This is a genomic window from Amycolatopsis sp. VS8301801F10 (assembly GCF_046195355.1).
Taxonomy (GTDB): Bacteria; Actinomycetota; Actinomycetes; order Mycobacteriales; family Pseudonocardiaceae; genus Amycolatopsis.
Map to the genome: position 1 here is coordinate 6,458,251 of NZ_CP176065.1, position 25,411 is coordinate 6,483,661.

The 25,411-nt window shown below is 71.9% G+C and carries 14 protein-coding genes; 2 read left to right on the plus strand and 12 right to left on the minus strand.

Annotation, left to right across the window (positions count from 1 at the left end; genetic code table 11):
• Positions 1 to 18: 18 nt before the first annotated feature.
• The gene (locus F9C11_RS30345) at positions 19 to 1,170 is read right to left on the minus strand and encodes an acyl-CoA dehydrogenase family protein (RefSeq protein WP_409180769.1); all 1,152 of its coding nucleotides are present in this window, start codon (positions 1,168 to 1,170) and stop codon (positions 19 to 21) included.
• A 96-nt stretch (positions 1,171 to 1,266) separates the two neighbouring features.
• The gene (locus F9C11_RS30350; RefSeq protein ID WP_409180770.1) at positions 1,267 to 2,409 is read right to left on the minus strand and encodes a CaiB/BaiF CoA transferase family protein; all 1,143 of its coding nucleotides are present in this window, start codon (positions 2,407 to 2,409) and stop codon (positions 1,267 to 1,269) included.
• Positions 2,410 to 2,586: 177 nt separating this feature from the next.
• Here F9C11_RS30350 and F9C11_RS30355 point away from each other — a divergent pair, with 177 nt between their 5' ends.
• Complete coding sequence (locus F9C11_RS30355) at positions 2,587 to 3,933, plus strand: MFS transporter (protein ID WP_409180771.1); 1,347 nt, start codon at positions 2,587 to 2,589, stop codon at positions 3,931 to 3,933.
• Between the two features lie 193 nt (positions 3,934 to 4,126).
• Positions 4,127 to 5,524, plus strand: coding sequence for a PKD domain-containing protein (locus F9C11_RS30360; protein WP_409180772.1), 1,398 nt, complete (start codon positions 4,127 to 4,129; stop codon positions 5,522 to 5,524).
• A 701-nt stretch (positions 5,525 to 6,225) separates the two neighbouring features.
• Here F9C11_RS30360 and F9C11_RS30365 read toward each other — a convergent pair.
• The 10 genes from F9C11_RS30365 to F9C11_RS30410 form a co-directional block, all read right to left on the minus strand.
• The gene (locus F9C11_RS30365) at positions 6,226 to 6,414 is read right to left on the minus strand and encodes a hypothetical protein (RefSeq protein WP_409180773.1); all 189 of its coding nucleotides are present in this window, start codon (positions 6,412 to 6,414) and stop codon (positions 6,226 to 6,228) included.
• 72 nt (positions 6,415 to 6,486) lie between these two features.
• The gene (locus F9C11_RS30370) at positions 6,487 to 7,686 is read right to left on the minus strand and encodes a cytochrome P450 (RefSeq protein ID WP_409180774.1); all 1,200 of its coding nucleotides are present in this window, start codon (positions 7,684 to 7,686) and stop codon (positions 6,487 to 6,489) included.
• A 34-nt stretch (positions 7,687 to 7,720) separates the two neighbouring features.
• Entirely contained in the window at positions 7,721 to 8,578 is an 858-nt protein-coding gene (locus F9C11_RS30375; RefSeq protein ID WP_409180775.1) for an acyl-ACP desaturase, read from the minus strand.
• On the minus strand, positions 8,575 to 9,444 hold the full coding sequence (locus tag F9C11_RS30380; protein ID WP_409180776.1) for an SAM-dependent methyltransferase: 870 nt from the start codon (positions 9,442 to 9,444) through the stop codon (positions 8,575 to 8,577). Before F9C11_RS30380 ends, F9C11_RS30375 begins: the two co-directional genes overlap by 4 nt.
• Positions 9,441 to 9,716 (minus strand): acyl carrier protein, encoded by a 276-nt coding sequence (locus F9C11_RS30385; RefSeq protein ID WP_409180777.1) that lies wholly within the window; start codon positions 9,714 to 9,716, stop codon positions 9,441 to 9,443. Before F9C11_RS30385 ends, F9C11_RS30380 begins: the two co-directional genes overlap by 4 nt.
• The gene (locus F9C11_RS30390; RefSeq protein ID WP_409180778.1) at positions 9,713 to 10,243 is read right to left on the minus strand and encodes a PaaI family thioesterase; all 531 of its coding nucleotides are present in this window, start codon (positions 10,241 to 10,243) and stop codon (positions 9,713 to 9,715) included. Before F9C11_RS30390 ends, F9C11_RS30385 begins: the two co-directional genes overlap by 4 nt.
• Complete coding sequence (locus tag F9C11_RS30395) at positions 10,240 to 11,109, minus strand: ferritin-like domain-containing protein (protein ID WP_409180779.1); 870 nt, start codon at positions 11,107 to 11,109, stop codon at positions 10,240 to 10,242. Before F9C11_RS30395 ends, F9C11_RS30390 begins: the two co-directional genes overlap by 4 nt.
• Positions 11,106 to 12,827 carry an AMP-binding protein gene (locus F9C11_RS30400; RefSeq protein ID WP_409180780.1) on the minus strand — a complete coding sequence of 574 codons (1,722 nt, stop codon included), beginning with the start codon at positions 12,825 to 12,827 and terminating at the stop codon, positions 11,106 to 11,108. The genes F9C11_RS30395 and F9C11_RS30400 overlap by 4 nt, the downstream gene beginning before the upstream one ends.
• A 20-nt stretch (positions 12,828 to 12,847) precedes the next feature.
• Complete coding sequence (locus F9C11_RS30405; RefSeq protein WP_409180781.1) at positions 12,848 to 18,697, minus strand: SDR family NAD(P)-dependent oxidoreductase; 5,850 nt, start codon at positions 18,695 to 18,697, stop codon at positions 12,848 to 12,850.
• The gene (locus F9C11_RS30410; protein ID WP_409180782.1) at positions 18,690 to 25,277 is read right to left on the minus strand and encodes a type I polyketide synthase; all 6,588 of its coding nucleotides are present in this window, start codon (positions 25,275 to 25,277) and stop codon (positions 18,690 to 18,692) included. Before F9C11_RS30410 ends, F9C11_RS30405 begins: the two co-directional genes overlap by 8 nt.
• Positions 25,278 to 25,411: the final 134 nt, after the last annotated feature.

Sequence of the window (25,411 nt, forward strand, 5' to 3'; positions counted from 1 at the left end):
CTCGGGAAAACGAGCGGGTCAGGCGGGCAGGCGCATCGACTTGGCGATGATCGTGCGCTGGATCTGCGAGGTGCCGCCGCCGATCGTCGACTGGATGCTTTCGCGCAGGTAGCGCTCCATGTCGCCCTCGGGCAGGTTCGCGTAGCCGCCCAGGATCTGCATGCCGTCGAGCGCGCACTGCTTGAGGGTTTCCGAGCCGTACAGCTTGGCCATCGACGTCTCGCGGGCGGCCGGCAGGTTGTCCGCCTTCATCTGCGCGGCGCGGTAACAAAGCAGCCGGGCGGCGTCGACGCGCGTCTGGTTCTCCGCCAGCATGTGCTTGAGCACCTGGAAATCACGGATCGGCTTGCCGAACTGGGTGCGCTGGTGGGCGTACCGGTTGGCGTTGTGCACCGCCTCCTGCGCGTTGCCGACGTAGGCCGCGGCGACCGCGCAGCGTTCCAGCTCGAGGTGTTCGGTGATGATCTTCCAGCCCTGGCCGACCTCGCCGAGCAGCGCGTCCGCGGGCACCCGGACCTCGTCGAGGAAGATCTCGGTCGTGCCGGTGGCGTGCCGGGACAGCGTCGGCAGCTTGCGGATGTCCAGGCCCGGGGTGTCATTCGGGATCAGCAGCACGGACAGGCCGTTGTGCTTGTCGTTCTTGTCGGTGCGGACCAGCATCGCGATGACGGTGTCCTTCGCCGCCGCGCCGCTGCACCACAGCTTCGAGCCGCTGACGATCCAGTCGCCGTTCTCGTCCTGGCGCGCGTGGGTCTTGGTGTTGGCCGCGTCCGAACCGGCGTCCGGCTCGGAGATCGACACGGAGAACCGGATCTCGCCGTCGATGAACGGCTTGACGTAGCGCGCCTTCTGCTCCGCGGTGCCGTACTTGATGATGTTCATCGCGGTGAACGTCGGCACCAGCACCGAACAGGCGAAGTCGAAGCCGAACTTGCCGAGCCCCTCGGCCATCAGGGAGTAGTCGAAGATGTCCCCGCCGGAGCCGCCCTCGGATTCCGGGATCAGGATGCCGAGCCAGCCCTGCTTCGCGATCTTGGCATACGCCTCGTACGGGTACAGCCGTTCGAAATCGCACTTGCGCACGTACTCGACGGTGATTTCGTTGTCCATGAAGTCGTTGACGGTCTTCAGCCATTCCGCCTGCGATTCATTGAGGAAATTCGCGCACATTTTCTCGTACTCCCATCGCGGTTTCCATCAGGTTAATGCGGCCGGACCGCAAAGCCAATTGACGATTCCCGAAGGCCGGATTCGGGGTTTCCGAACTCAGCCCAGCAGAGCCGCCGCTTCGGCGGCGGAGAACCCCCAGTCGGCGAGCACCTCGTCCGCGTGCTCCCCCGGCGCGGCCGGCGGGCGCTGGATCGCTCCCGGCGTGCGGCTGAACCGCGGCGCCGGAGCGGGCTGCACGACGCCGTCGACCTCGACGAACGTGCCGCGCGCCCGCAGGTGCGGATGCTGCGGAGCCTCGGCCATCGACAGCACCGGCGCGAGGCAGACGTCCTGCCCTTCGGCGAGCGCGCACCATTCGTCGCGGGTCTTCGTCCGGAACACCTCGGCGAAGCGCTTCTTCATCTCCGGCCAGTGCTCCCGGTCGTGCTGACCAGGCAGTTCGTCCTCGGTGAACCCGAGCATCCGGAGGGTGTTGCGCCAGAACCGGGTCTCGTTCGCGGCGAGGCTGATCCAGCCGCCGTCGGCGGTCTCGTAGACCTGGTACCAGGGCGCGCCGGAATCGAGCCGGTTCGTGCCGCGTTCGTCGGTCCAGTAGCCCGCCGCGCGGAAGCCGTAGAACGCGGTCATCAGCGACGCCGAACCGTCGACCATCGCCGCGTCCACCACCTGCCCCTTGCCGGACGTGCGGCTCTCCAGCAGCGCGGACACCACGCCGAGGGCGAGGTAGAGCGAGCCGCCGCCGAAGTCGCCCACGAGGTTCAGCGGGATCACCGGCGGGCCTCCCGCCTCGCCGATCGAGTGCACGACACCGGTCAGCGACACGTAGTTGACGTCGTGGCCCGCCGCTTTGGCCAGCGGCCCGTCCTGGCCCCAGCCAGTCATCCGGCCGTACACCAGCGCCGGGTTCGCGGCCAAGCAGTCGTCCGGCCCGAGTCCCAGCTTCTCCGCGACGCCGGGACGGAACCCCTCGACCAGCGCGTCGGCCTGTTCGACCATCCGCAGCACGGCAGCGACCGCGGCCGGAGTCTTGAGGTCCAGCGGTACGCCGCGGCGTCCGCGGTTCATCAGCTCGAAGCGCGGTTCGATCGGCGCGCCGCCGTCGTAGCCGGGCGGGCGCTCGATCCGCAGCACCTCGGCCCCGAGGTCGGCCAGCAGCATGCAGGCGAACGGCGTCGGGCCGACCCCGCCCAGTTCGACGATCCGTACCCCGGCGAGCGGTCCGGAATGCGTGTCTTCCATCCTCGCGACGCTACGCGCGCGCGGGGCGGAAACCTATTTCGCAAACCCGAAGCAGCACTTCGGGAACTCCGAATTGATTACCCCGAACGGCCTGCTTACGCTACGGCGACCCCGCTCGGGGCTTTATCTCGATCACCTTCCCCGGTCCGCCGCACCCCATTCGGAGAGGGGCGTTCAATGACGACGCCGAAATCCCCGTCCGCACCGGAACCCGCCGCCCGCGCCAGGTCAGGCCGCCGCGCCGTCGTGGCGAGCATGGTCGGCACGACCGTCGAGTACTACGACTTCCTCGTCTACGGGGTCGCCGCCTCGTTGGTCTTCGGCAAGCTGTTCTTCCCGCAGGTCGACCCCGCGGCCGGCGTCCTGTTGTCGCTGTCCACCTTCGCGATCGCCTTCGTGATGCGCCCGATCGGCGCGGCGGTCTTCGGCAACCTCGGCGACCGCGTCGGCCGCAAACGCGTCCTGTTCCTGACCATGATGCTGATGGGCGTGGGCACCTTCGCGATCGGCCTGCTGCCGACCTACCGCACGATCGGCATCGCCGCGCCGATCCTGCTCGTCCTCTGCCGGTTGATCCAAGGCCTCGCCCTCGGCGGCGAACAGGCCGGCGGTTTCGTGATGAGCGTGGAAAGCTCGGCCGACAAACGCCGCGGCCTGGCCGGCGCGTTCGTCAACTCGGGCGCCGGCTGGGGCCTGCTCCTGGCGAACCTGCTCTTCCTGGTGTTGAACGAACTGCCCGGCGACGCCTTCCTCACCTGGGGCTGGCGCGTCCCGTTCCTGCTGAGCGCGGTGCTGGTCCTGGTCGGCCTGTACATCCGGGTCAAGCTCGACGAAAGCCCCGAGTTCGTCCGCGTGGAAAACGCCCGGGCGGTGAAACGGGTCCCGCTGGCGGACGCGATCAAGCGCGGCTGGCGTCCGATGCTCCTGGTGATGCTGTGCTGCCTCGGCACGCACGTGAATTTCTATGTGGTGACGGTGTATTCTCTGACCTACGGCACCTCGGTGCTGCACGAGCCGAAGAGCACGCTGCTCTCGATGCTGCTGATCGTGACCGCGATGTACATGGTCACCACACCGCTGTTCGGTTTGCTGGCGGACCGGTTCGGACGCAAGCAGGTGTTCGTCGTGTCGGCGATCGCCCTGGTGCTGCTGCCGTTCGCGTTCTACCCGCTGCTCGGCAGCGGCAGCTACCTGCCGATGGTGGCCGGTTTCGTGCTGCTGTTCATGGCGGTCAGCGCGAACTCCGCCGCGGAGCCGACATTCTTCGCGCTGTCTTTCCCGCCGTCGATCCGCTACAGCGGGCTGGCCGTGTCCTACGGTCTCGGCGCGGTCATCGGCGGCTCGTTCGCCCCGCTGATCTCGGCCGCGCTGTTCAAGTCGAGCGGAAGCTGGACGACTGTCGCGATCTACAACGGCGGTGCCGCGCTGATTTCCGTTGTGGCCGGGTTGCTGCTGCGGGAACTCCCCCGGTTGAGCACGAAAACGACACCGGCCCAGTCCGGCTCCGCTGCACAGACCGTCTGACTGTCCGAGAAGCTGGACAGTCAGGCGCCCTCGACCGCCCTAGATTTGCCGTTGCGGGCAATTCTCGTCTGGCGGAAGGAAACGAGCGATGGTGACGGGCAACGGTCAGCAGGCAGGCCCTGAACACACCTTCTCCGTCCGGTCCGGCCGGACTGGACGGAGAAGGAACCGGCGGACCGCCGGATGCATCGCGGTGACCTCGGCACTGATGCTGGCGATGTCGTCCGCACCGTCGAGCGCGGACACCCCGCTTCCGCTGCACCATTACCTCCTGGTCGGCGGATTCGCTTCGCCCGGCATCAGCTCGGTCAGCGTGACCCGGGACAGCGCGATGACCACCGTCCCCGGTTCCCCGTTCGCCGGAGGCCCCGGTTCACTGGGCATGGCGATCACGCCAGATGCGCGGAAGGTCTACTCCGTCGACAGCGGGTCAGGCACCATCATCGGCTACCGCATCGGCTCGAACGGCACGCTGAGCCCGTTCGACGGCGGCACCGTCCTGGTGGGACTGCCTGTCGTCGGAGCCGCCATCACCCCGGACGGAGCACGCCTGTTCGTGACGCTCGGAGGCGGGACGACCGGAGCCGGATCAGTGCGCTCGTATGCGATCTCCCCGTCCGGAACACTCAGCCGAACGGCCGCGGCCGACGCACCGATCGACAGCGCGATCAGCCAGGTCGCGATCTCGCCGGACGCCAGCCACCTCATCGTCACGAACTACCTCGCGAACACCGTGACGTCCTTCGCGATCTCCCCCGACGCGACGCTGACCCAGATCGGCGCACCAGTGGCGGCAGGCAACAAGCCAGTCATCCCCGCGTTCACGCCGGACGGGAAATACCTCTATGTCAGCAACGAAGGCAGCGGTGACCTCTCGGCCTACGCCGTCGGCCGGGACGGCTCGCTGACGTCGGTCCCCGGATCGCCGTACCCCAGCGGCGGAACCACGCACGGTGCCGTCATCACGCCAGACTCACGCCGGCTCTACGTGCCCAACACCACCGCCAACACGGTAACCGGCTGGAGCATCGGCACCGCCGGCCAGCTGACGCCACTGCCCGGCTCGCCGTACCAGATGCCGGTCATGCCGGGCCGGGTCACACTCAGCGCGGACGGCAAGTACCTGTTCGTCATCCAGGCGATCGCGGTGGACAACCCGACGTTGCACAGTCGGGTGTACAGCTACGTGCTGCAGCCAAACGGGCAGCCAGTCCCCAGCGGCCTCCCGCCCGCCGACACCGGCCTGGTCTGGCACGACGGCTCGAACGCGTTCCTCACCCCGAACCAAGGCCCCCTGGCCGCACTCACCGAATCCGGACCCGACTCCGGCAAAACCCGCGGTTTCACCGCAGCGGGTTCCTCGGACCCGGACGGCACAGTAGCCCAGTACGCCTGGGATTTCGGCGACGGCCAGCGGCTGGTGACTACCACGCCCGACGTCTCGCACACGTACGCCAAGCCTGGAACCTGGACGGTTACGGTGACTGTCACCGATGACGAAGGTTGTTCGACCAACCTGATTTACGAGGGCACCACGGTCACGTGCGGCGGCGGAGCGCGCGCGCAGGCACGTACGACGATCACGACGTAGCGATCAGAAGATTGCGGAAACGGGGCCGAGACTATGCCGGTTTCGGCCCCACCCGCTGTCGACTCCATGGAGTCACCCGAGCCCCAGTCGCCTCGACTGATCAGCATCACGATCGGCGACCATGTCCCTGACCTTCCGAGGCGAGCCAGATCAGCGACAGTCCATAGTGGATCCGTTCGGAACGGCTGTCCCTCAGGGTCGCCGTCCACAACCACGCCCGATCCACGCCTCCTTCAACGCCGCGCCGGGCCTGCCAACGCCGCGACAACACTGCCGCCGAGCGCTCTGATCAGACCGCCGCAGGCACAGCATTAAGCCGTGTGTGAGCGGCCCCGAAGACCTCCTCCGTCGCATCAGTTCGCCCGCGAAACCGCGTGCCTCGACACACCCCTGAACGCGGCAGCGGAGGATCTCGTGTCCCGTCAAACGTCGACAGCAGAACAGATCGTCCACGCGCTTCCCCTGCCCAACACCGTCACCTCTTTGCGCCGCGACCCGCTAACGGTCCCGCCGGACACGCCCGACGGGTCCATGACGTACACGCTGGGCCACGTGGACAGGTACGGCCGGATTTCCGCCCGTGCCCTGCTCCACAACCGGCTGGGCCATCAACGACCGGACGTCCTCGGAGCGAACAGCTCCCCAATCCAGCCGTTCACCGCATCCCGGCCCGCGAAACACGTACGTCCGCTTCGTGGCCTTCAGGCCTCGTAACTGCTTCCGCCGAGCTTCGAGGCCGCCCGCCGCGCGAGACAGCTGCACCGCAGTGAAGTTCTCGACGGAGGCCCAGCCGCGGCGTCGTCCGGATCCAGCAGCATCTCCTGCCACGCCCACCGCTCGAAGAACGCGTACCGCGGATTCTCCGGAATCGACCGGACGGGGCCGCGCATCCAGGCCAATGAGCACGCGAGGGCAGCCAGAGGTCGCGCGCCGCTTCAAAAGAACCCCCCGCCGAACACCCCCTACCGCTTAAGCATCAACGGAAAACTCTCCAACCCCCGGAAACTCACATTCCCCCGCCACCGCAACTCCCCCTCGTCCACCATCCCGATCCCCCGATACCGCCCCAGCAATTCCCGCAACACCGTCGCCGCTTCCATTTTCCCCAGTGCCGCGCCCAGGCAGTAATGCGGGCCGCCGCTGAACGCCAGATTTTTCACCGCGCCCCGGGTGACATCCAGCCGGTCCGGGTCCGGGTATCGTTCCGGGTCGCGGCACGCCGCACCGAACAGCAGCATTGCCTTGGATCCCGCAGGCAACACCGCCTCGCCTAGCTGCACCGGCTCGTCCAGCAGTCGCGACACGATCTGCACCGGGGCGTCGTACCTTGTCAGCTCGTCCATCGCGCCGGGGATCAAGTCCGGATCCGACCGCAGCAGTTCCAGCTGGTCCGGGTGGCGCAAGAGCGCGAGCAACCCGTTTCCGATCAGGTTCACCGTGGTCTCGTGCCCGGCCACGAACAGGAACAGGACGTTCGCGACGATCTCGTGGTCGCTCAGGCGTGCGCCGTCCACTTCGGCATGGGCCAGCAGCGACAGGATGTCCTCCCGGGGTTCGGCCCGGCGCCGGGCCAGCTCCTCCTCGACGTACTCCCGGAACTCCGTCTCCGCCCGGTTCATCTCCGCCGAGTCCCCGGCGGTGATCGCCGGGTCGATCACCCGGCTGATCTGTTCGGTCCACCGGCGGAACCGGTCCCGGTGCTCCGCCGGGAGGCCCAGCAGATCGCAGGTGACCGTGACCGGCAGCGGCAAGGCCAGGTCGGCGATCAAGTCCGCGGGCCCCTCGCCGACGGCGTCGAGGAGGCGGCCGGTCTCCGCCGCCACCCTCGGGCGGAGGCGGTCCACCGCGGCGCGGGTGAAGACTTTCCCGATCACCGCGCGGATCCGCCGGTGCGCGGGGCCGTCCAGCATCAGCATCCAGCTTCGCACGCTGGCCACCAGCGGGCTGTCCGGGCCGCCCCGCCGTTCGGTCCAGCTCCGGCTCCGGTAGAACTCGCTGGACACGCCGGAGGCGGACAGCACGGCATCCACGTCGGCGTAGCGCGAGAGCACCCAGAACCCGAAGTCCGACCGGTGCACGGGATCGGTTTCCCGCAGCTTCCGGTACACCGGGTACGGATCGGTGCGCATCGCGGGATCGCGGGGGTCGAACAGTGTGCTCATCTCGTCTCGTCCCTGGTCAGACTGGTCAGACTGGTCAGATGGCGCGGATCCGGTGCACGAACTCGGTCAGGTCCGCGGCGGAGGCCCGGCCGCTCTCGCCGGCGAAGCCGGTGACCAGCCGCACCAGCGCGTCGTAGGCCTCGGTGTGGTCGTACGACGTGGCGTCGGCGACCTTCATCGACCACCGCCAATAGCCCTTGAGCGTGTCGGCCAGCGGCATCCGGAACGTGGCCAGCACGTCCTTCAGATCCGCCACCGTCGCGCCGAGTCCGTGCCGCTCGACGTAGGCGCCGACGAGTTCGGTGTAGAACGCGAAGTGCCGGGCTTCGTCCCGGGCCAGCCGGTGCAGCAGATCGCGCAGCACCGGCTCCGCGGCGACCGCCTTGAACCGCTGGTAGAACAGCTGCGTCGCCTTCTCCTGCACCAGCGTGTAGGTGAAGGCCTGCACCGGCGTTTCGTAGGGCAGCGCGAACTTCTTCCGCCCTTCCTGCGCCAGCTCCCGCATCAGCGTGTCCGGATCGCTGATGCCCGCCTCGATCTGGTACCTGGTCAGCACCGAAGCGTGCCGTTCCTCGTCGTTGGCCCAGGAGATCAGGAACCGGAAGTACTCCCGGTTGAAACAGAACTCCTCGATCGCCTGGTCGCCGCCGGAGACCGGGAACGCTTCGAGGAAATACGTCAGGTACCCGGGAATGTGGTCCTCGATGAAGGTGATGAACCGGACCACCGAGCTGTCGGTCTCGGTCAGCTCCTCCGGGCGCAGCGCGTCCCACGCCAGGTCGTCGGCCGACCACTGCCGGGCGCCCGCGCGGCTGACCGCGACGCCGGCCAGCCGCCGCATCTCCTCCGGCGGCAGTCCCGCACGGGCGCCGGGCCCCGCGGCCGGGTTCATCGCACCTCCGTCGGGCCCATGCGCGATTTGACCGCGGTGAACGCGTAGTGCTTGGTGGTGTAGCCCCAGCCCGCGTTCGCCGTCTGCAGATACCGGACCAGCGGTTCGCTCATGCCGGGCGCGATCTCTTCGACTCGCTCGCGCCGCGCGTGCACGCGTTCCTCCCACTGCTCGATCGTGCGGTGGTAGTGCGCGGTCAGGTCGGTCAGCCCGGCTAGGCTGAATCCTGCGGTCTCCATCGCCTCCACCAGCACCGACGCGGGCACCATGTCGGCGAAGCCGAAAATGCTGTCGGTGACGTGCACGGTGCCGGGCCGCCGGGAGAACTCGCGGTAGGTCTCGTGGTCGCGGAAACAGCTTTCCGACACGTACAGCGACCCGTTCCGCCGCAGCAGCCCGCGAACCTTGCGCAGCACGTCGGTCCGGTCGGGCATGTGCACGATCGAGCCCAGCATGGTCACCGCGTCGAACGGCCCGGAGACCTCGGCGCCGGTGAACGCCCCGGGCACCAGCGTGACCAGTTCGGAGACGCCCGTTTCCTCCGCGCGCGCCCGGATGAAGTCCGCTTGCGGCCCGGACGGCGTCACGCCGGTCACGCGGCAGTCGTATTCCTGTGCCATGAACAGCAGCAGGCTTCCCCAGCCGCAGCCGATGTCGAGCAGCCGCTCCCCGCCGCGAAGGCCGAGTTGCCGCGCGACGAAGTGCAGTTTGTTCGTCTGCGCTTCGTCGAGGCCGGTGTGCTCGGCGTCGTACAGCGCGGAGCTGTACTTCAGCCGCTGGTCCAGATAGAGCGCGAACAGCTCCGGCGGCAGCTCGTAATGCCGGTTCGTCGCGTCGCGCGCCTGCTGCGGGGTCAGCGCGGTCATGACCCCGCCAGTTCGGCCCCGATGCCCTTCCGCACCAGCTCGACCAGTTCGTCGACGGTCTTGACCGCGAAGATCTGCTCGTCCTCGAACTCGACGTCCCACCGGCGTTCCAGTTTGGACACCACGCGCAGCATCTTCATCGAGTCCGCGCCGGGCAGGTCCCGCAGGACGTCGCCGGCGGCGATGTCGGAGGCCGGGATCTTCAGCTCCCCGGCGAGGGTCTCGGCGGTCGCGGCCGCGATCTCCTCGCGGGTGATCGTGTCGGCGTTCATGATTCTCCTGTTCCGTGGTCGAAATAGTGGCTGACGCGGCCGAAGGCGGCCTCGTCCAGGTCCATCAGGTCCTTCGCCTGTTCGGAGCGGATCGGCTGGAAGGTGCCGCGCGCCATCACGTGCGCCTCGCCGTCCGGTCCGGTGATCTCGGCTTCGGTGTGCAGCACGCCGTTGCCCTGTCCGGCGATCCGCGCGGCCGTCGTGTACGGCACGCCGACGCGCAGCGGCAGCAGCATCCGGCTGCTCAGGCTCACCGAGAACGCGAGCATGCCGTGCACCAGCGCGAGGGTGTCGCCCATGACCTCGTCCAGCAGCACGTGCACGATGCCGCCGTGCACGATCCCCGGATAGGACGCGTAGTCGGGCGAAAACACCGTCACCGCACCGAATTCGCCGTTCGGCAGCTTCCGCATCCGCAGTTTGAGGCCGACCGGGTTGCCCGGCCCGCAGCCGAAGCAGTTGAACGACGGTTCGGCGTGCCAGGGGAAGTCGATCTCCTCCCCCGGCGGAGACGACGCGACGGTCATACCGCGGCCGCCTCGGCCTTGATCGACTCCTCGGCGATCGCGCGCCGGACGTCGGCCATCTTCGTCAGCTTGTACCCGGTGATCGCGGAGAAGTACTTGAACAGCTGCTCGCAGCACTTCGCCCACTCCGCGCCGTCCTCGTCGACCTCGGCGAAGTAGGCGAACATCTCGTCGATGGTCTCGTGGCCCTCGAGCTCGGGCAGGTTGCCCTTGAAGCGGCTCACCGGGTGGCGGTACAGGTCGCGGGTCGTGCCCATGTAGATGTAGAGGGTCTCGACCACCGAAGCGAGTTCTTCGGGCCGCTCGGCCAGCTGCTGCGCCGTGTAGTACACGAATTCCCGCGCGTGCCGGGCTTCGTCGCCGCTCGCCTTGCGCAGGATCTCCGCCAGCACCGGTTCTTCCATGCTGCGCGCCACGCACTTGTAGGCGTGGGTGGCAAGCACCTCGCAGATCACATTGGTGGCCAAGGTCGCCGCCCGGGTGACGCCCGGCGGGTACGCCTCGCGCATCGACGCGATGGTGCGGTGCTCGATGCGGTGGCCCGCCAGCTGCAGCCAGGTCTGGAACGCGAGGTGGTGCTGGATTTCCTGGTAGCCCCAGATGCAGGCGAACTGCGAGAAGTCGTAGTCCGCGCCGAACTCGTTGAGCAGCCCGTGCGTCGCGGCGACCACATTGGACTCGCCGATGATCGCGCCCTTGGCGAAGACCACGTGCTCGGGCCGCACCGCCCGCGGATCGAACTCCTGCCACGGGATGTGGTGCATTTCCCAGGTGGCGTGCTGGTATTCGGCGAAGATGCGGGCGCTGTGCATCTGCTCGTCGGCGAGCAGGGGCACGCCGGCCCGCGAAGTCGTCCTGGCGTTCACACTCGTTCTCCTTGCGCGTCGGGTGCGGTCTCGGAAACTTCGGCCCGGTCCTTGGCGCCCGCGGCTCCCCCGGCGCCCTCGGCGAGGAGCCGCGCGGCCAGGACCCGCTGCCATTTCCCGCTCGTGGTGCGCGGGATCCAGCGCGGTTTGACGGGGTAGACCGCCACCCGCGGCAGGTCCACCTCGGCGGCGATCCGCCGGCGGACCGCCTCGCTGACCGCGGCGGCGTCTTCGGCGGTCTCGACGATCACGCCGATCCGTTCGCCGCCTTCGCCGTCGGTGTCGGCGAAGGCGACGCAGCGGCCGCGGTAGATCCCGGGCACGGTCCGGGCGACAGTCTCGACGTCGTCGGGGAAGAAGTTCTGGCCGTGCACCACGACCATCTCCTTGCGCCGCCCGGTGACGTACAGCTCGCCGTCCAATGCGAAGCCGAGGTCGCCGGTGCGGAACCAGCCGGAGTCGAACGCCGCGGCGGTCGCTTCGGGGTCCCGGAAATAGCCGGTGGTCACCGCTTCGCCGGCGATCTGGATTTCGCCCAGTTCGCCGTCGGCGGCGACGGCGCCGTCGTCGCGCATCACCCGCAGCTCGAGGCCGTGCACCGCGCGGCCGACCGAAACCACCGGCTTGGCCGCGGCCGCGGATTCGGGCACCGGACGCGCGAGGCCGGCGCCGCTGAGCGCCTGGCGGTCCACTGCGCGGATCCGCGGGAGGGAACCCGCGCTGGGGTAGCTGATCGACAGGGTGGCTTCGGCCATCCCGTACACCGGGTACATCACCGACGGGTCCACGCCGCTGGGCGCGAAGGCTTCGGCGAACCGGCGGACGGTCGCCGCGCTGACCGGTTCCGCGCCGTTGAAGGCCAGCCGCCAGCTGGAGAGGTCCATGGCCGCCAGCCGCTCGGCGGGGACGCGGTCGACGAGGTAGTCGTAGGAGAAGTTGGGGCCGGTCATCACCGTGCCGCGGTGCTCGGCGAAGTGCGCCAGCACCGCTTCCGGGCGCCGCAGGAAGGTGGTCGGCGCGAAGACGTGCACGTCCGCGCCGTTCAGCCAGTGCGACTGGAGCCCGATCAATCCCATGTCGTGGAAGGTCGGCACCCACTGGAGGAACACGTCGTCGGGGCTGAACGCGCCGGAGACCACGCAGGCCCGCAGCCCGGCCATGGTCGTGGCGTGCGGCAGCATCACGCCCTTGGGCAGGCTCGTGCTGCCCGAGGTGAACTGCACGACGGCCAGCGAGTCCGGTTCGACGGCCGGCAGCGAACGCGCGTCGCCGGTGCCGTGCGGGTCCGGCGGCGGCGCCAGCGCCACGCCGGTGCCGAGTTCCCGCAGCGCCTCGCCGAGTTCGGCGTAGCCGGGATCGAGCACGAGGTCGCGCATGCCCGCGGCGGTCACGATGCGGGCCAGCCGCCGCGCGGTGTTGGGCACGTCCGCGAATCCGGCCTGCACCGGCAGCACGCTCACCGCGGCCCCGGCTCGCCAGAGGCCGAAGATCGTGGTGAAGAAGCGGGCGGCGGTCGGCACCAGCACGCCGACCACGTCGCCGGGGCGCACCCCGGCGCGGAGGAACTCGTGCGCGGCGGCGGTGGCGGCGAGATCCAGTTCGGCGGCGGTGATCCCGTCGCCCGCGGTGGGGAACCTGGCGTGCGCCTCCGGGGTCGATTTCGCCAGCAGGGCAAGGCTTTCGCCAAGGGTGTGCCCGGCCAGCCGGGCGGTTCGCATGGGTGCCACGGTGGATCCCCTCAGGTGGTCGTCCGGTCGGAGTGCTCGCCGCCCGCGGGCGGGAGGGTGTCGCGCAGCCACGCCCCGATCAGCGCCGCGGTGTCCGCCGCGTGCTCCTCGAGGATGGTGAAGTGGTTGCCGGGCGCGGTGGCGAGCGTGTGCGGGAACGGCCAGACCGGCGCCCAGTCCGCCGGCCAGCCCTCCAGCGGCTGGGCGGCGCGGACGAACAGCACCGGGATCGGCAGTTCGGCCGGGGCCCAGTCGAAGTCCTGGTAGTGCAGCATCGCGGTGATCCAGCCGTCGTCGCCGGGAACCGCGAGGTCCGGGTTGTCCATCCGGGCCTGTGCTTCCTCGCCGAGCCCCGGCAGCAGCCGGACCAGCCGCTGGTGCTCGCTGGGCACGTAGCTGTCGAGCACCACCACCCCGGCGGGCGGCGTGCCCAGTTCGTGCAGGCGGCGCGCGATCTGGTGCGCGACCAGTCCGCCGGCGGACAGTCCGGTCAGCACGAACGGCCGGTCGCCGAGTTCGGCGCGCAAGGCCTCCGCGTGCAGGTCCACCAGCACTTCCCGGGTCCGGGGCAGTGCCTCGGCGCGGCGGTACCCCGGGTGCCGCACCGCCCAGACGTCCCGCTCGCCTTTGAAGGACCTGGCCAGCCGCGCGAACTGCACCGGGTCGGACATGCCGACGATGCCGGGGACGCAGACCAGCGCGGTGCGCGCGTCGCCGCCGGCGAGCCGGACCGGGGCGGGCCGCTCGGCAAGCTCGGCGACGGAGTCGGCGAAGACGCGGGTCGCCTGCCACGCGGAGTCGCGGGCGAGCAGCACCGATTCGCGCATCCGCGCGCCTTCCTCGTCGATCGCCTCCTCCGCGCCGGTGGACAGCAGTTCGGCCAGGTGCCGGGCCAGCACCGCGGGGCTGGGGTGGTCGAAGGTCACCGTCGCGCGCAGCCGCAGCCGCAGGGCCCCGGCGAGCTGGTTGCGGATGCGGACCGCGGCCAGCGAGTCGACGCCGATCTCGAGGAACCCGGCGGTGGGGCGCAGGTCCGCGGCGTCCTCGTGCCCGAGCGCGCCCGCGACGACGGTGAGGACGAAGTCGAGCAGCGCTTGCTCCCGTTCCCGGCCGGCGAGGCCGTCCAGCCATTGCCGGAGGTCGCCGTCCTCGGTGTCCGGCCGTTCGGCCAGTTCCCGCAGCAGGGGCCGGTCCTCGGCGCCCTCCGGGTCGAACCGGGCGGGCACCAGCACGGGATCGCGCAGGGACACCGCGACGTCGAACAGCGCGAGCGCTTCCCCGGTGGCCAGTTCGCCGGGGCCGGCGGCGAGGTGCCGGGTCAGCTCGCTGCGCTCGGCCCATCGCCCCCACGCCAGCGAAAGCGCGGGCAGGCCGAGTGCGTGCCGCCGACGGGCGAGCCCGTCGAGGACCGCGTTCGCGGCGGCGTAGTTCGACTGGCCGCCGCTGCCCGCGACGGCCGCGGCCGAGGAGAACAGCACGAACGCCTTGAGCGGCTTGTCTTTCGTGAGCTCGTGCAGGTGCAGCGCGGCCTCCGCCTTCGGCCGCAGCACCGCGTCCAGCTGCTCCGGGGTCTGGGCCGCCACGATGCCGTCGGCGAGCGCGCCCGCCGCGTGCACGACGATGGTGGGCTGGTGTTCGGCGAACACGCGGGACAGCTGGGCCGGGTCGGCGACGTCGCAGGACTCCGCGACAGCCGTCGCGCCCAGCCCGGCGAGTTCGGCGACCAGGTCCGGGGCGGAGCCGCGGCGGCTGAGCAGCACGAGCCGCCGCACGCCGTGGGCGGTCGCCAGGTGGCGGGCGAGGAGTCCGCCGAGAGTGCCGGTGCCGCCGGTGATCAGCACGACGTCGTCCGCGCCGGCGAACCGCGTGGGCGTCGGGGCGAACGCCCGCACCAGGCGGCGTGCCAGCAGCACTCCCCCGCGCAGGGCGAGTTCGGGTTCGCCGGAGCCGAGCGCGGCAGCCACAGTCAGGGGCGTGACCTCGTCGGCGTCGAGCAGGACGAACCGGCCGGGCTCCTCGGTCTGGGCGGAGCGCACCAGGCCGCTCACGCCCGCGCCGGCCAGGTCCGGCAGCTCGTCACCGCTGCGGGCCGCGACCGCGCCCGTCGTGCGGAACACCAGCTTGGACGCGGCGAACGCCGGATGGGCGAGCCACCACTGCACCAGCGCCAGCGCTCGGTGCGCGGAGTCCCGCACCGAGCCCTCGGAAGCGTTGACGAGCACCGCGTTCGGCACCGGTTCTCCCGCCACGACAGCGGCGGCCAGCGCGTTCAGGTCCGCGTACGCGGGGAACTGTGCGGTGTCCGTGCCGACAGCCACGACAGTGCCCGCGGCGCCGCCGGTGGCGGGAACCTCGACCCATTTCTCCCGGAACAGCGCGTCCCTGGGCACTCCGTCGCGGGCCGCGGCGGGCCGCAGTGCCAGGGAGCCCACCGACAGCACCGGAGTGCCGTGGCCGTCGGCGACGTCCAGCCGCACCGAGCCGTCCAGCCCTCCGCGCAGGCGGACTCGCAACGCCGCCGGGCGCGCGGAATGCGCGGTCACGTCGGTCCAGCTGAACGGCAGCATCGGGCCGTCGACGGCGGGGACGCCGGCCGCGAAGCCGAGGGCGTGCAAGGCGGAGTCGAGCAGCGCCGGGTGCACGGTGAAACCCTTGGGGTCGACCGGGCAGCTGATCTCGGCGAAGACCTCGTCGCCGCGCCGCCACACCTCGCGCAAGCCCTGGAAGGCCGGGCCGTAACGCAATCCTCGCTCGATCAGGCTGGCGTAGTGCCCGTCGTGCGCGACTGGTTCCGCGCCTTCCGGCGGCCACGCGCCGAGCGGCTCGGGCTCCGCCTGCCGCGGGCCGAGAATCCCTTCGCCGTGCCGCACCCAGGCCGAACCGTCGACTTTCGCGTGCAGCTCCAGGCCGCGTTGCCCGTCCGCGTCCGGGGCGCCGACCCGCAACTGGACCGCCGCCGTCGCGTCGTTCGGGAGGATCAGCGGACGTTCCAGGGTGAGTTCCTTGACCGCCGGGCACCGGGCCGCGGCACCGGCGGTCAAGGCGAGTTCGAGCCAAGCGGTGCCGGGCAACACCACCGCGTCCAGCACGCGGTGATCGGCCAGCCACGGCGCCTCCGCCGTCGACAGCCTGCCCGCGAGCACGAGTTCGCCGGCGCCCGCCAGCTCGACCGGCGGGTCGAGCACCGGATGGGTGCTGCGGCGGATTTCCTTCTGCGCCAGCCAGAACCGCTTGCGTTCGAACGGGTAGGTCGGCAGCGCGGCGAACCCGGGACTGCCCGGCTCGCCCAGTTCCGTCCACTTCGGACGCAACCCGCGGACGTAGACCTCGGCCAGCGCGCCGAAGAACGCTTCCCGGCCGCTCGCGCCGCGGCGCAGGGTGCCGGTGACGACGGCGTCCTCCCCGACCGTCGCGGCGATCGCGGGCGCGAGCACCGGATGCGGGCCGACCTCGACGAAGAAGGCGAACTCCGGCGCCGGCAGGCCCGCCAGCGTTTCGGCGAACCGCACCGGCTGGCGCAGGTTCCGGTACCAGTACCCGGCGTCGAGTTCGGCTCCGGACAGCACGGAAGCGGTCACCGTGGAGTGGAAGGGGATTTTCGCGGCCCGGGGCGTGACCGGGGCCAGTTCGGCGAGCAGCCGTTCGCGGACCGCCTCCACCGCCGGAGAGTGCGAGGCGTAGTCGACCTCCAGGCGGCGGGCCTTGATCCCGGACTCGGCCATCTCGGTCACCAACGCGTCGAGCGCTTCGGGATCCCCGGCGACGACCACCGCGTCCGGTCCGTTGACCGCGGCGAGCACCAGCCGCTCGTCCAGGCGGGGCCGCAGCAGCTCGGCGGACAGTTCGACCGAGGCCATGCCGCCGAGGCCGGACAGCGCGGTCAGCGCCTTCGCGCGACGGCACACCACGAGCGCGGCGTCTTCCAGGCTCAGCACTCCCGCGACGTGCGCGGCGGCGATCTCGCCCTGGCTGTGGCCGATCACCGCGTCCGGTTCGATGTTCGAGGCGCGCCAGACGGCGGCGAGCGACACCATCACCGCGAACAACGCGGGCTGCACGACATCGACGCGCTCCAAGGACGGCGCGTCCGGTTCCTGCCGCAGGACGGCGAGGAGGTCCCAGTCGGTGTGCGGGGCCAGCGCCCGGGCGCACCGTTCGAGGTGCTCGCGGAACAACGGGGAGCTGTCGAGCAAGTCCGCGGCCATTCCCGCCCGCTGGCCGCCCTGTCCGGGGAAGGCGAACACGACCTTGCCGGTCAGATCGGCGGTCCCGCGCACCAGGCCGGGGGCGATCGAATCGTAGGCCAGCACGTCCAGCGCCGTCCGCGGGTCTTCGTCCAGCACGACGGCGCGGTGCTCGAAGGTGCTGCGCGAAGCGATCAGCGCGTGTGCCAGCGCCACCGGATCGCGTCCGTCCACATGGGACAGCAGCTGGCCGGCCCTGGCCAGCAAAGCGGATTCGGTGCGCGCGGACAGCACCCAGGGCAGCTGGTCCTTCCCGGCCGGTGCGGCGGCGGGGCGGTCCGGCGCCTCTTCGACGATCGCGTGCGCGTTGGCGCCGCTGATGCCGAACGCGGACACGCCGGCCCGGCGCGGCCGCCCTTCCCCGGCCGGCCACGGGCGGTTCTCGGTGAGCACCTCGACCGAGCCGGTCCAGTTCACCTGGGACGAACGGGTGTCCGCGTGCAGGGTGCGGGGCAGGGTGCGGTGCTGCAGGGCGAGCACCATTTTCAGCAGTCCGGCGATCCCCGCGGCGGCCTGGCTGTGCCCGAGGTTGGACTTGACCGAGCCGAGGGCGAGCGGCGCGGCCCGGTCCCCGCCGAAGACCGCTTGCAGGGCGGCCACCTCGATGGGGTCGCCGAGCCGGGTGCCGGTGCCGTGCGCCTCGACCGCGTCGATGTCCTCGGGGCGCAGCCCGGCGTCGGCGAGGGCGGCGCGGATGACGCGTTGCTGGGCCAGTCCGCTGGGCGCGGTCAGGCCGTTGGAAGCGCCGTCGGAGTTGATCGCGGTGCCGCGGACCACGGCCAGCACGGGACGGTCGTGTTCGAGGGCGTCGGACAGCCGTTCCAGCACGACCACGCCGGCGCCCTCGCCCCAGCCGACGCCGTCCGCGCCGTCGCCGAAGGCCTTGCAGCGCCCGTCGGCGGCGAGCGCGCCCTGCTGTTCGAACGCGCGGTAGATGCCGGGAGTGGACATCACCAGCGCGCCGCCGGCCAGCGCGAGGTCGCATTCTCCCCCGCGCAGCGCGCGCACCGCCAGGTGCAGGGCGACCAGCGAAGACGAGCACGCGGTGTCGACCGAGACCGACGGCCCTTCCAGCCCGAGCAGGTAGGCGACCCGCCCGGACACCACGGCGGCCGAGGTGCCGGTCGCCAGATGGTCGGCGTGCTCGTCCAGGCGGGGCAGCAGCAGCTGCCGGTAGTCCTGCTCGCTGGTGCCGGTGAACACGCCGGTGCGGGAGCCGCGCAGGCCCTCCGGGTCGATGCCGGCCCGTTCCAGCGCCTCCCAGGAAACCTCCAGCAGCAGCCGCTGCTGCGGGTCCATCGACTCGGCTTCGCGCGGGCCGATGCCGAAGAACGCGGCGTCGAACCACGCGGGGTCGGAGAGGAAGCCGCCCGCGCCGGAGAGGTCGGCGGGCCAGCCGCGGTCGGCGGGGAACGCCGTCACCGCGTCCTTGCCGTCTTCGAGCAGCCGCCACAGCGCGTCCGGGTCGGTCACCCCTCCGGGGAACCGGCAGCCGGCCCCGACGATCGCGATCGGTTCCCGCGCCCGCTCCCGCATCGCGCGCAGCCGCTCCCTGGTGTCCCGCAGCGCGGCGGTCACCCGGTCCAGCGTGGCCAGCAACTCGCCGTTGTCAGTCATCGATGAGCTCCTCCAGCGCCAGCAAGACTTCCCGTTCGGCCCGGCCGAGCACGTCCGCTTCGGACGCTTCGGAACCTTCTTCGGCCGCCTCGGCCGGTTCTTCGGCCGCTGGCGGCGGATCGGCCGGGGCGCCGGCGAGTTCGGCTTCCAGGTACGCGGCCAGCGCGACCGGGGTCGGATGGTCGAACAGGGCGCTGGCGGGCACGCGCAGCCCGGTCCGCGCGCCGAGTTGATTGCGCAGGTCGACCAAGCCGAGCGAGCTGAGCCCCTGCTCGTGGAAGGGCCGGTTCGGCTGGACCTGCGCGGCCGAGGCGTGCCCGAGGATCGACGCGGCGCGCTCGCAGACCAGTTCGCGCAGTTCGCGGCGGCGCTGCGCCGTCGACAGGCCCGTCAGCCGCAGCCTGGCCGGTTCGGCCGCCGGAGCGGCGGCCTGGCTCTGGCGGGCTTCCGGCAGCTCTCGGAGCAGCGGGCTGGGCCGGGCGCCGGCGAACGCCTGGAGGAACCGGTCCCAGTCGACGTCGGCGAGCACGAGACCGGACTCGCCGCGGGCGACCGCTTTCGCCATCGCGGCGAGGGCGACCTCGGGATCGAGCACAGTCATTCCGTTGCGGCGCAACCGACCCTCGACCGCCGTCGCGTCCGCGCCGTCCACCGCCATACCGCTGCCGCCCCATGGCCCCCAGGCCAGCGAAGTGGCGGGCAGCCCGTCCGCGCGCCGCTGGTCCGCGAGCGCGTCGAGGTAGGTGTTGGCCGCCGCGTAGTTGGCCTGTCCTGCGTTGCCGACGGCTCCGGTCGCGGAGGAGAACAGCACGAAGGCTTCCAGTCCGCTGGCGAGCTCGTGGAGGTGGCGGGCGCCGCCGGCCTTGCCGCGCAGCACCCGCGAGAGGCGCTGCGGGTCCAGTGCGCCGAGGACGCCGTCGTCCAGCACCCCGGCCGCGTGCGCGACGGCGGTCAGCGGCCGGTCGGCGGGAATCGCGGCCAGCAGGTCCGCCACCGCCTGCCGGTCGCCGACGTCGCAGGCGACCGCCTCGACCTCCGCGCCGAGCGCGGTCAGTTCGGCGACGAACCCGGGGTCGCCGGCGTGGCGGCCGGTCAGCAGCAGCCGCTCGACGCCTTCGGCGGCCAGCCACCGGGCGAGCCGGCGGCCCAGCGCGCCGAACGCGCCGGTGACCAGGGTGGTGCCGCGGCGCGGCCAGCCGCCTGCCCCGTCCGCCGCCGGGGCGCGCAGCAGCCGCCGCGCGAACACCCCGGACGCGCGGACCGCGATCTGGTCCTCGTCCCCGGCCAGCGCCCCGGCCAGCCGTTCGGCCGCCGCCCGGTCCACCGTCCCCGGCAGGTCGGCCAGCCCGCCCCACCAGCGCGGATGCTCCAGCGCCGCGACCCGGCCGAGACCCCAGGCCATCGCCTGGGCGGGCGCGTCGAGCCGGTCGCCGGGGCCGGTCGAGACGGCGGACTGGGTCGCGCACCACAGCGGGACTTCGAGGTCGAGGTCCGCCGCGGCCTGGACGAGGGCGGTGGTCAGGGCGAGCCCGACGGGGACGCCGGGAGCGTCCGGGTGCGGCCGTTCGTCCAGCGCCAGCAAGGACACGAAGCCGTCGACCGGTCCGCATTCGCGCAGGAGCGCGGCGATCTCGCTGCGCGAGGAGCCGGGCTCGACGGCGCGCACGGCTCCGCCGAGCGCGGCGGCCAAGGGCTCGGGGACCGAGTGCCCGGCGGGGTGCAGCAGGGCCCAGTTCCGTTCGGTGGCGTCGCGGTCGGCGACCGGCTGCCAGCTGATCCGGTACCGCAGCCGGTCCGCCTCGGCGTCCCGGTCGCGGCCGCGTCGCCAGCGCGCCAGCACGGGCAGCAGCCGGGTGACGTCGAGGTCGGTGCCGAGGAGCTTGCCGAACCGCTCCGGGTCGCCGCCGGCGACGGCTTCCCAGAACTCCGTGTCCTCGCTGCTTTCCGCGGCGGGTGCGGTTTCGGGGGGCAGCCAGAACCGGCTGCGCTGGAAGGCGTAAGTCGGGAGGGGCACCGGGCGCGCTCCGCTTCCGGCGTACCAGGCGGCCCAGTCCGGTCCGTGCCCTCGCACGTGCAGGGCGGCGATCGCGGCGCGCACGTCGTCGTCCCGGACCGCGGGGAGCACGGCCGCGTCCTCGGCGTCGTCCAGGCAGTCCGAGGCAGGCTCGGTCAGGGTCGCGCCGGGGCCGATCTCCAGGAACGTGGTGACGCCCTCGCCGGCGAGGGTCCGCATGCCGGCGGAGAACCGGACGGCCTCGCGGGCGTGCGCCACCCAGTAGTCCGGTGTGGACAGTTCGGCGTCGGCGGCGATCCGGCCGGTCAAGCCCGAGACCACGGGAATGCGCGACGGCTGGAAGTCCAGTTCTGCCACCACCGCGCGGAATTCGGCCAGCATCGGCGTCATCAGCTCGGAGTGGAAGGCGTGCGAGGCACGCAGGCGCCGGGTCCGGCGGCCCTGCTCGCGGAACCGTTCCGCCACCGTCGCGACGGCCTCGGCGACTCCGGAGAGCACCACCGAACGCGGACCGTTGACCGCGGCCAGCGAAACTCCCGGCGGCAGCTCGCCGAGTTCGTCCGGGGCGGCGGCCACCGCCCACATGGCGCCCCCTTCGGGCAGCGCCTGCATGAGCGAGCCCCGCGCGGCGACCGCCCGGCACGCGTCCGGCAGCGACAGCACCCCGGCGACGTGCACCGCGGCCAGCTCGCCGATCGAATGCCCGAGCAGCAGATCCGGGCGGATGCCCCAGTGCTCCAGCAGCCGGAACGCCGCGACCTCGAACGCGAACACCGCGGGCTGCGCGAATTCGGTGCGGTCCAGGCGGTCTGAGTCCTCGCCGGACACGATTTCGCGCAGCGGCAAGGGAAACTCGGCGCACACCTCGTCGAAGGCGCGAGCGAACACCGGGTACCGCTCGGCCAGCGCGCGGCCCATTCCGAGGCGCTGGCTGCCCTGTCCCGGGAACAGGAAGGCCAAACCGCCGTCCCCGGCCTCGCCGGTGGTGAGCGCGGGGTCGGTCCGGCCGGCCGCCAACGCGGCCAGCGCGCGGGTCAGCCGCGGACGGTCGCCGTCGAGGACAGCCCGGTGCGCGAGCGCGGCCCTCGTCGTGGCGAGCGAAAACCCGACGTCGCGGGCGTCGGCCGCGGAGGCGGAGTGCGCGAGCAGGCGGGCAGCCTGTGCGCGGAGGGCCTCCGGGGAGCCGGCCGAAAGAGTCCACATCGGAGCCGGGGAAACCTCGGCGGGCGCTGGGGATTCGTCGTCCGCCGGAGGTTGTTCCAGCACCACGTGGGCGTTGGTGCCGCCGATGCCGAACGACGAGACGCCCGCCCGCCGGACGCGGCCGCCGTCCGGCCATGCGGTCTGCTCGGTGACCAGGCGCAGGCCGCCGGACCAGTCCACGTGGGAGCTGGGCCGGTCGACGTTGAGCGTGGCGGGGACGGTGCCGTGCCGCATCGCCAGCACCATCTTGAGCACCCCGGCGGCCCCGGCGGCGGCCTGGGTGTGGCCGAGGTTCGACTTGAGCGAGCCGAGGAGCAGCGGCCGGTCCGCCGGACGGTCCGCGCCGTAGACCGCGGCGAGCGCTCCGGCCTCGATCGGGTCGCCGAGCTTGGTGCCGGTGCCGTGCGTCTCCACGACGTCGACCTCAGCGGGCGTGAGCCCGGCGTCGGCGAGCGCGGTGGCGAGAAGCCGTTGCTGGGCAGCGCCGTTGGGGGCGGTGAGACCGTTGCTGGCGCCGTCGGAGTTGACCGCGGACCCGGCGATCAGCGCGAGGACGGGATGGCCGCGGCGGCGGGCGTCGGAAAGCCGCTCCAGCACGAACATTCCGCCGCCCTCGCCCCACGCGGTGCCGTCGGCGCCCTCGGCGAACGGCTTCACCCGCGCGTCCGGCGCCAGCCCGCCTTGCCTGCTGAATTCGACGAACACCGTCGGCGTGGACATCACCGCCACGCCGCCCGCCAGCGCGAGCGAACACTCGCCGCTGCGCAACGCGGACGCCGCCAAGTGCACGGCGACGAGCGACGACGAACACGCGGTGTCGATGGCGAGGTTGGGTCCCTGCAAGCCGAAGGCGAACGAGATGCGCCCGGAGGCGACGCTGCAGACCGTCCCGATCGCGAGGTTCTCATGCGTGCCGAAGCCGCCGGCGCCGTAGTCGTCGTGCGCCAACCCGGCGTAGACGCCGGTGTCGGAGCCCCGCAGCCCGGTCGCGTCGATCCCGGCCTGCTCGAACGCTTCCCAGGCCAGTTCCAGCAGCAACCGCTGCTGCGGATCCATCTCCAGCGCCTCGTGCCCGCCGATGCCGAAGAAGGCGTTGTCGAACTCGGCGGCGTCGTGCAGGAACGCGCCCTCGCGCACGCAACTGGTGCCCGGACGGACCCGGTCCGGGTCGTAGAGGGTCTCGAGGTCCCATCCGCGGTCCCCGGGCATCGGCCCGATCACCGAGCGGCCGTCCGCGACGACCCGCCACAGGTCGTCGGGATTCCTTACGCCGCCCGCGAACCGGCAGCTCATGCCCACGATGGCGATCGGCTCGTCCGACGCCGTGCGCGGGGCCGCCGCGGTCTGGGGACCGGCACCGCGGAGATGCGCGGCGAGCCGCTCCGGGGTCGGGTGGTCGAACAGCGCGGTCGTGGCGATCGGGAGGCCGGTCCGGCGGCGCAGCGCCCGGACGAGTTCCACCGCCGCGACGGAGTCGAGGCCGAGTTCCAGGAAGGTGCGGTCCGCTCGGTAGTCCGCGCCGGTCAACGCCTCGGTCTCGGCCCGGATGAGCCGGGCCAGATCCCTTGCCGGGGCCGGGGTTCCGGCCGGTTCGGCGGTCTCGGCGGTCTCGGCGGGCAGGTGCACCCGGCGGCCGGCGACGATGCTCGGCCACGCGAGCGGCACGCCGTGCCCGTGCAGTCCGGCCGCCGCGCCGAGCACGGCGTGGAGTTCGGACCGGGCGCTGCGCAACGCCGAGGTCACGAAGACGTCGCCGCGCGCGGCCTCGGGAAGCGTTTCCTCGACGAGCGCGGCGAGGACTCCGTTGGCGCTCAGGTCGAGATAGGTGTCGACCCCGGCGGCGGCCAATCCCCTTACGCAGTCGAGGAAATGGCCGGTGCCGCGGACTTGCGCGCCCCAGTACTCGGGACGGCACACCACGTCGGAGCCGGTGCCGAGCCCGGGATGCACCGGGATGATCGGGATGCGCGGCGGCCGGGCGGGCAAGCGGCGGACGAACTCTTCGAAGTCGGCCGCCATCGGCGCCATGTGCGGGGAATGGAAGGCGCGGTCGACCGCGAGCTGCTTGACCTTGCGGCCGCGGCGTGCCCAGTCCTCGGCGATCCGCAGCACGACGTCGCGGTCGCCGGAGAGCACCACCGACCGCGGCGCGTTGACCGCTGAGACCTCGGCCTTGCCGGTCAGGCCGGCCAGCGATGCGCGGGCTTCGGCCTCGGTGACGCGCATCGCCACCATCGCGCCGCCGACCGTCGTTTTCGTGCGGAACAACCGGATCCGCTCGGCGAGCACCGCGCACACGTCCGGGAGGGCGAACACCCCGGCGGCGGTGGCCGCGGCCAGCTCGCCCACGGAATGGCCGACCACGAAGTCCGGGCGTACGCCCCAGTGCTCGAACTGCCGGAACAGCGCGAGTTGCAGGGCGAACAGGGCGTCCTGGCTGTAGAGGGCTTCGTCGGCGGGGTCGACGCGAGTTCCGTTCTCGCCGAGGAGGAGTTCGCGGACCGACCAGGTCGAGACGGCGTCCAGGTGCGCGCAGACTTCGTCCAGTGCTTCCGCGAACACCGGGAGCCGCGAGTACAGCTCTCGCCCCATGCCCGGGCGTTGGCCGCCCTCGCCGGGGAACATCAGCGCGACTTTGCGCCCGTTCCCCGCCCGCACCGGAACTGCCGTGCCGTCCGCCAGTTCCGCCAGCCCGGCGCGCGCCTCCTCGCGGTCGGCGGCGACCACGGCCGCGCGGCAGGCCAGGTGCGGCCGGGCGACCGCGAGGGTGCGCGCGACGTCCCGCAGTGGCGGGGGCTCGGCTTTTTCCAGGTGTGCCAGCAAAGTGCCGGCTTTGCCGCGCAGTTCCTCCGGGCTTCCGGCCGACAGGAGGATCGGCACCGCCGTCTCGTCCTCGGGGGTCGCGGGACGTTCCGGCGGCGGCAGCGCCGAGGCCGGGCCGCGGCCCTGCGCGAGTTCGGACAGATCCTCGTCGACCGCGTCGGGGGCGAGCAGGCAGTGGACCGGATCGTCGTCGGCGAAGGCGCGCTCGGCGACTTTCAGTACTGTGTAGACGGTGCGGTCCGGCGAGGTCCAGCCGGCGAGCGCGAGAGTCGACGCTCCGGAGCGGAGGCTGTCCGCGGCCAGGCGGACCGCCGAGCCGTCCGCTGTCTCCGCCGGGCCGGTCAGGCCGAGTTCGGCGCCGACCGGCGGGTGCCCGGCGGCGAAGACCCCGACCACGTCCGCCGGCCCGGGCACGATCGCCGAGTTCTCCAGTGCCCGGCGCGCGATCTCCGCCGCCGGCTCCGGTCCGGACGCGAGCCCGACGACCGCCAGGGACGCGGAAGCAGCGCCGCTGTCGAAGGCCGTGGAATCGAAGGCCATGGAACCAGCCGTCTCCGTTTCGGGTGTCGGTGACTCAGGCGGACGCGATGCGGCCGGCCCCGTCGGCCGGCGCCGATTCCGGGCCGGTGGCGTCCGACGGCGGCAACTGCCCGGAGCGGTTCGCTGTTCCCATT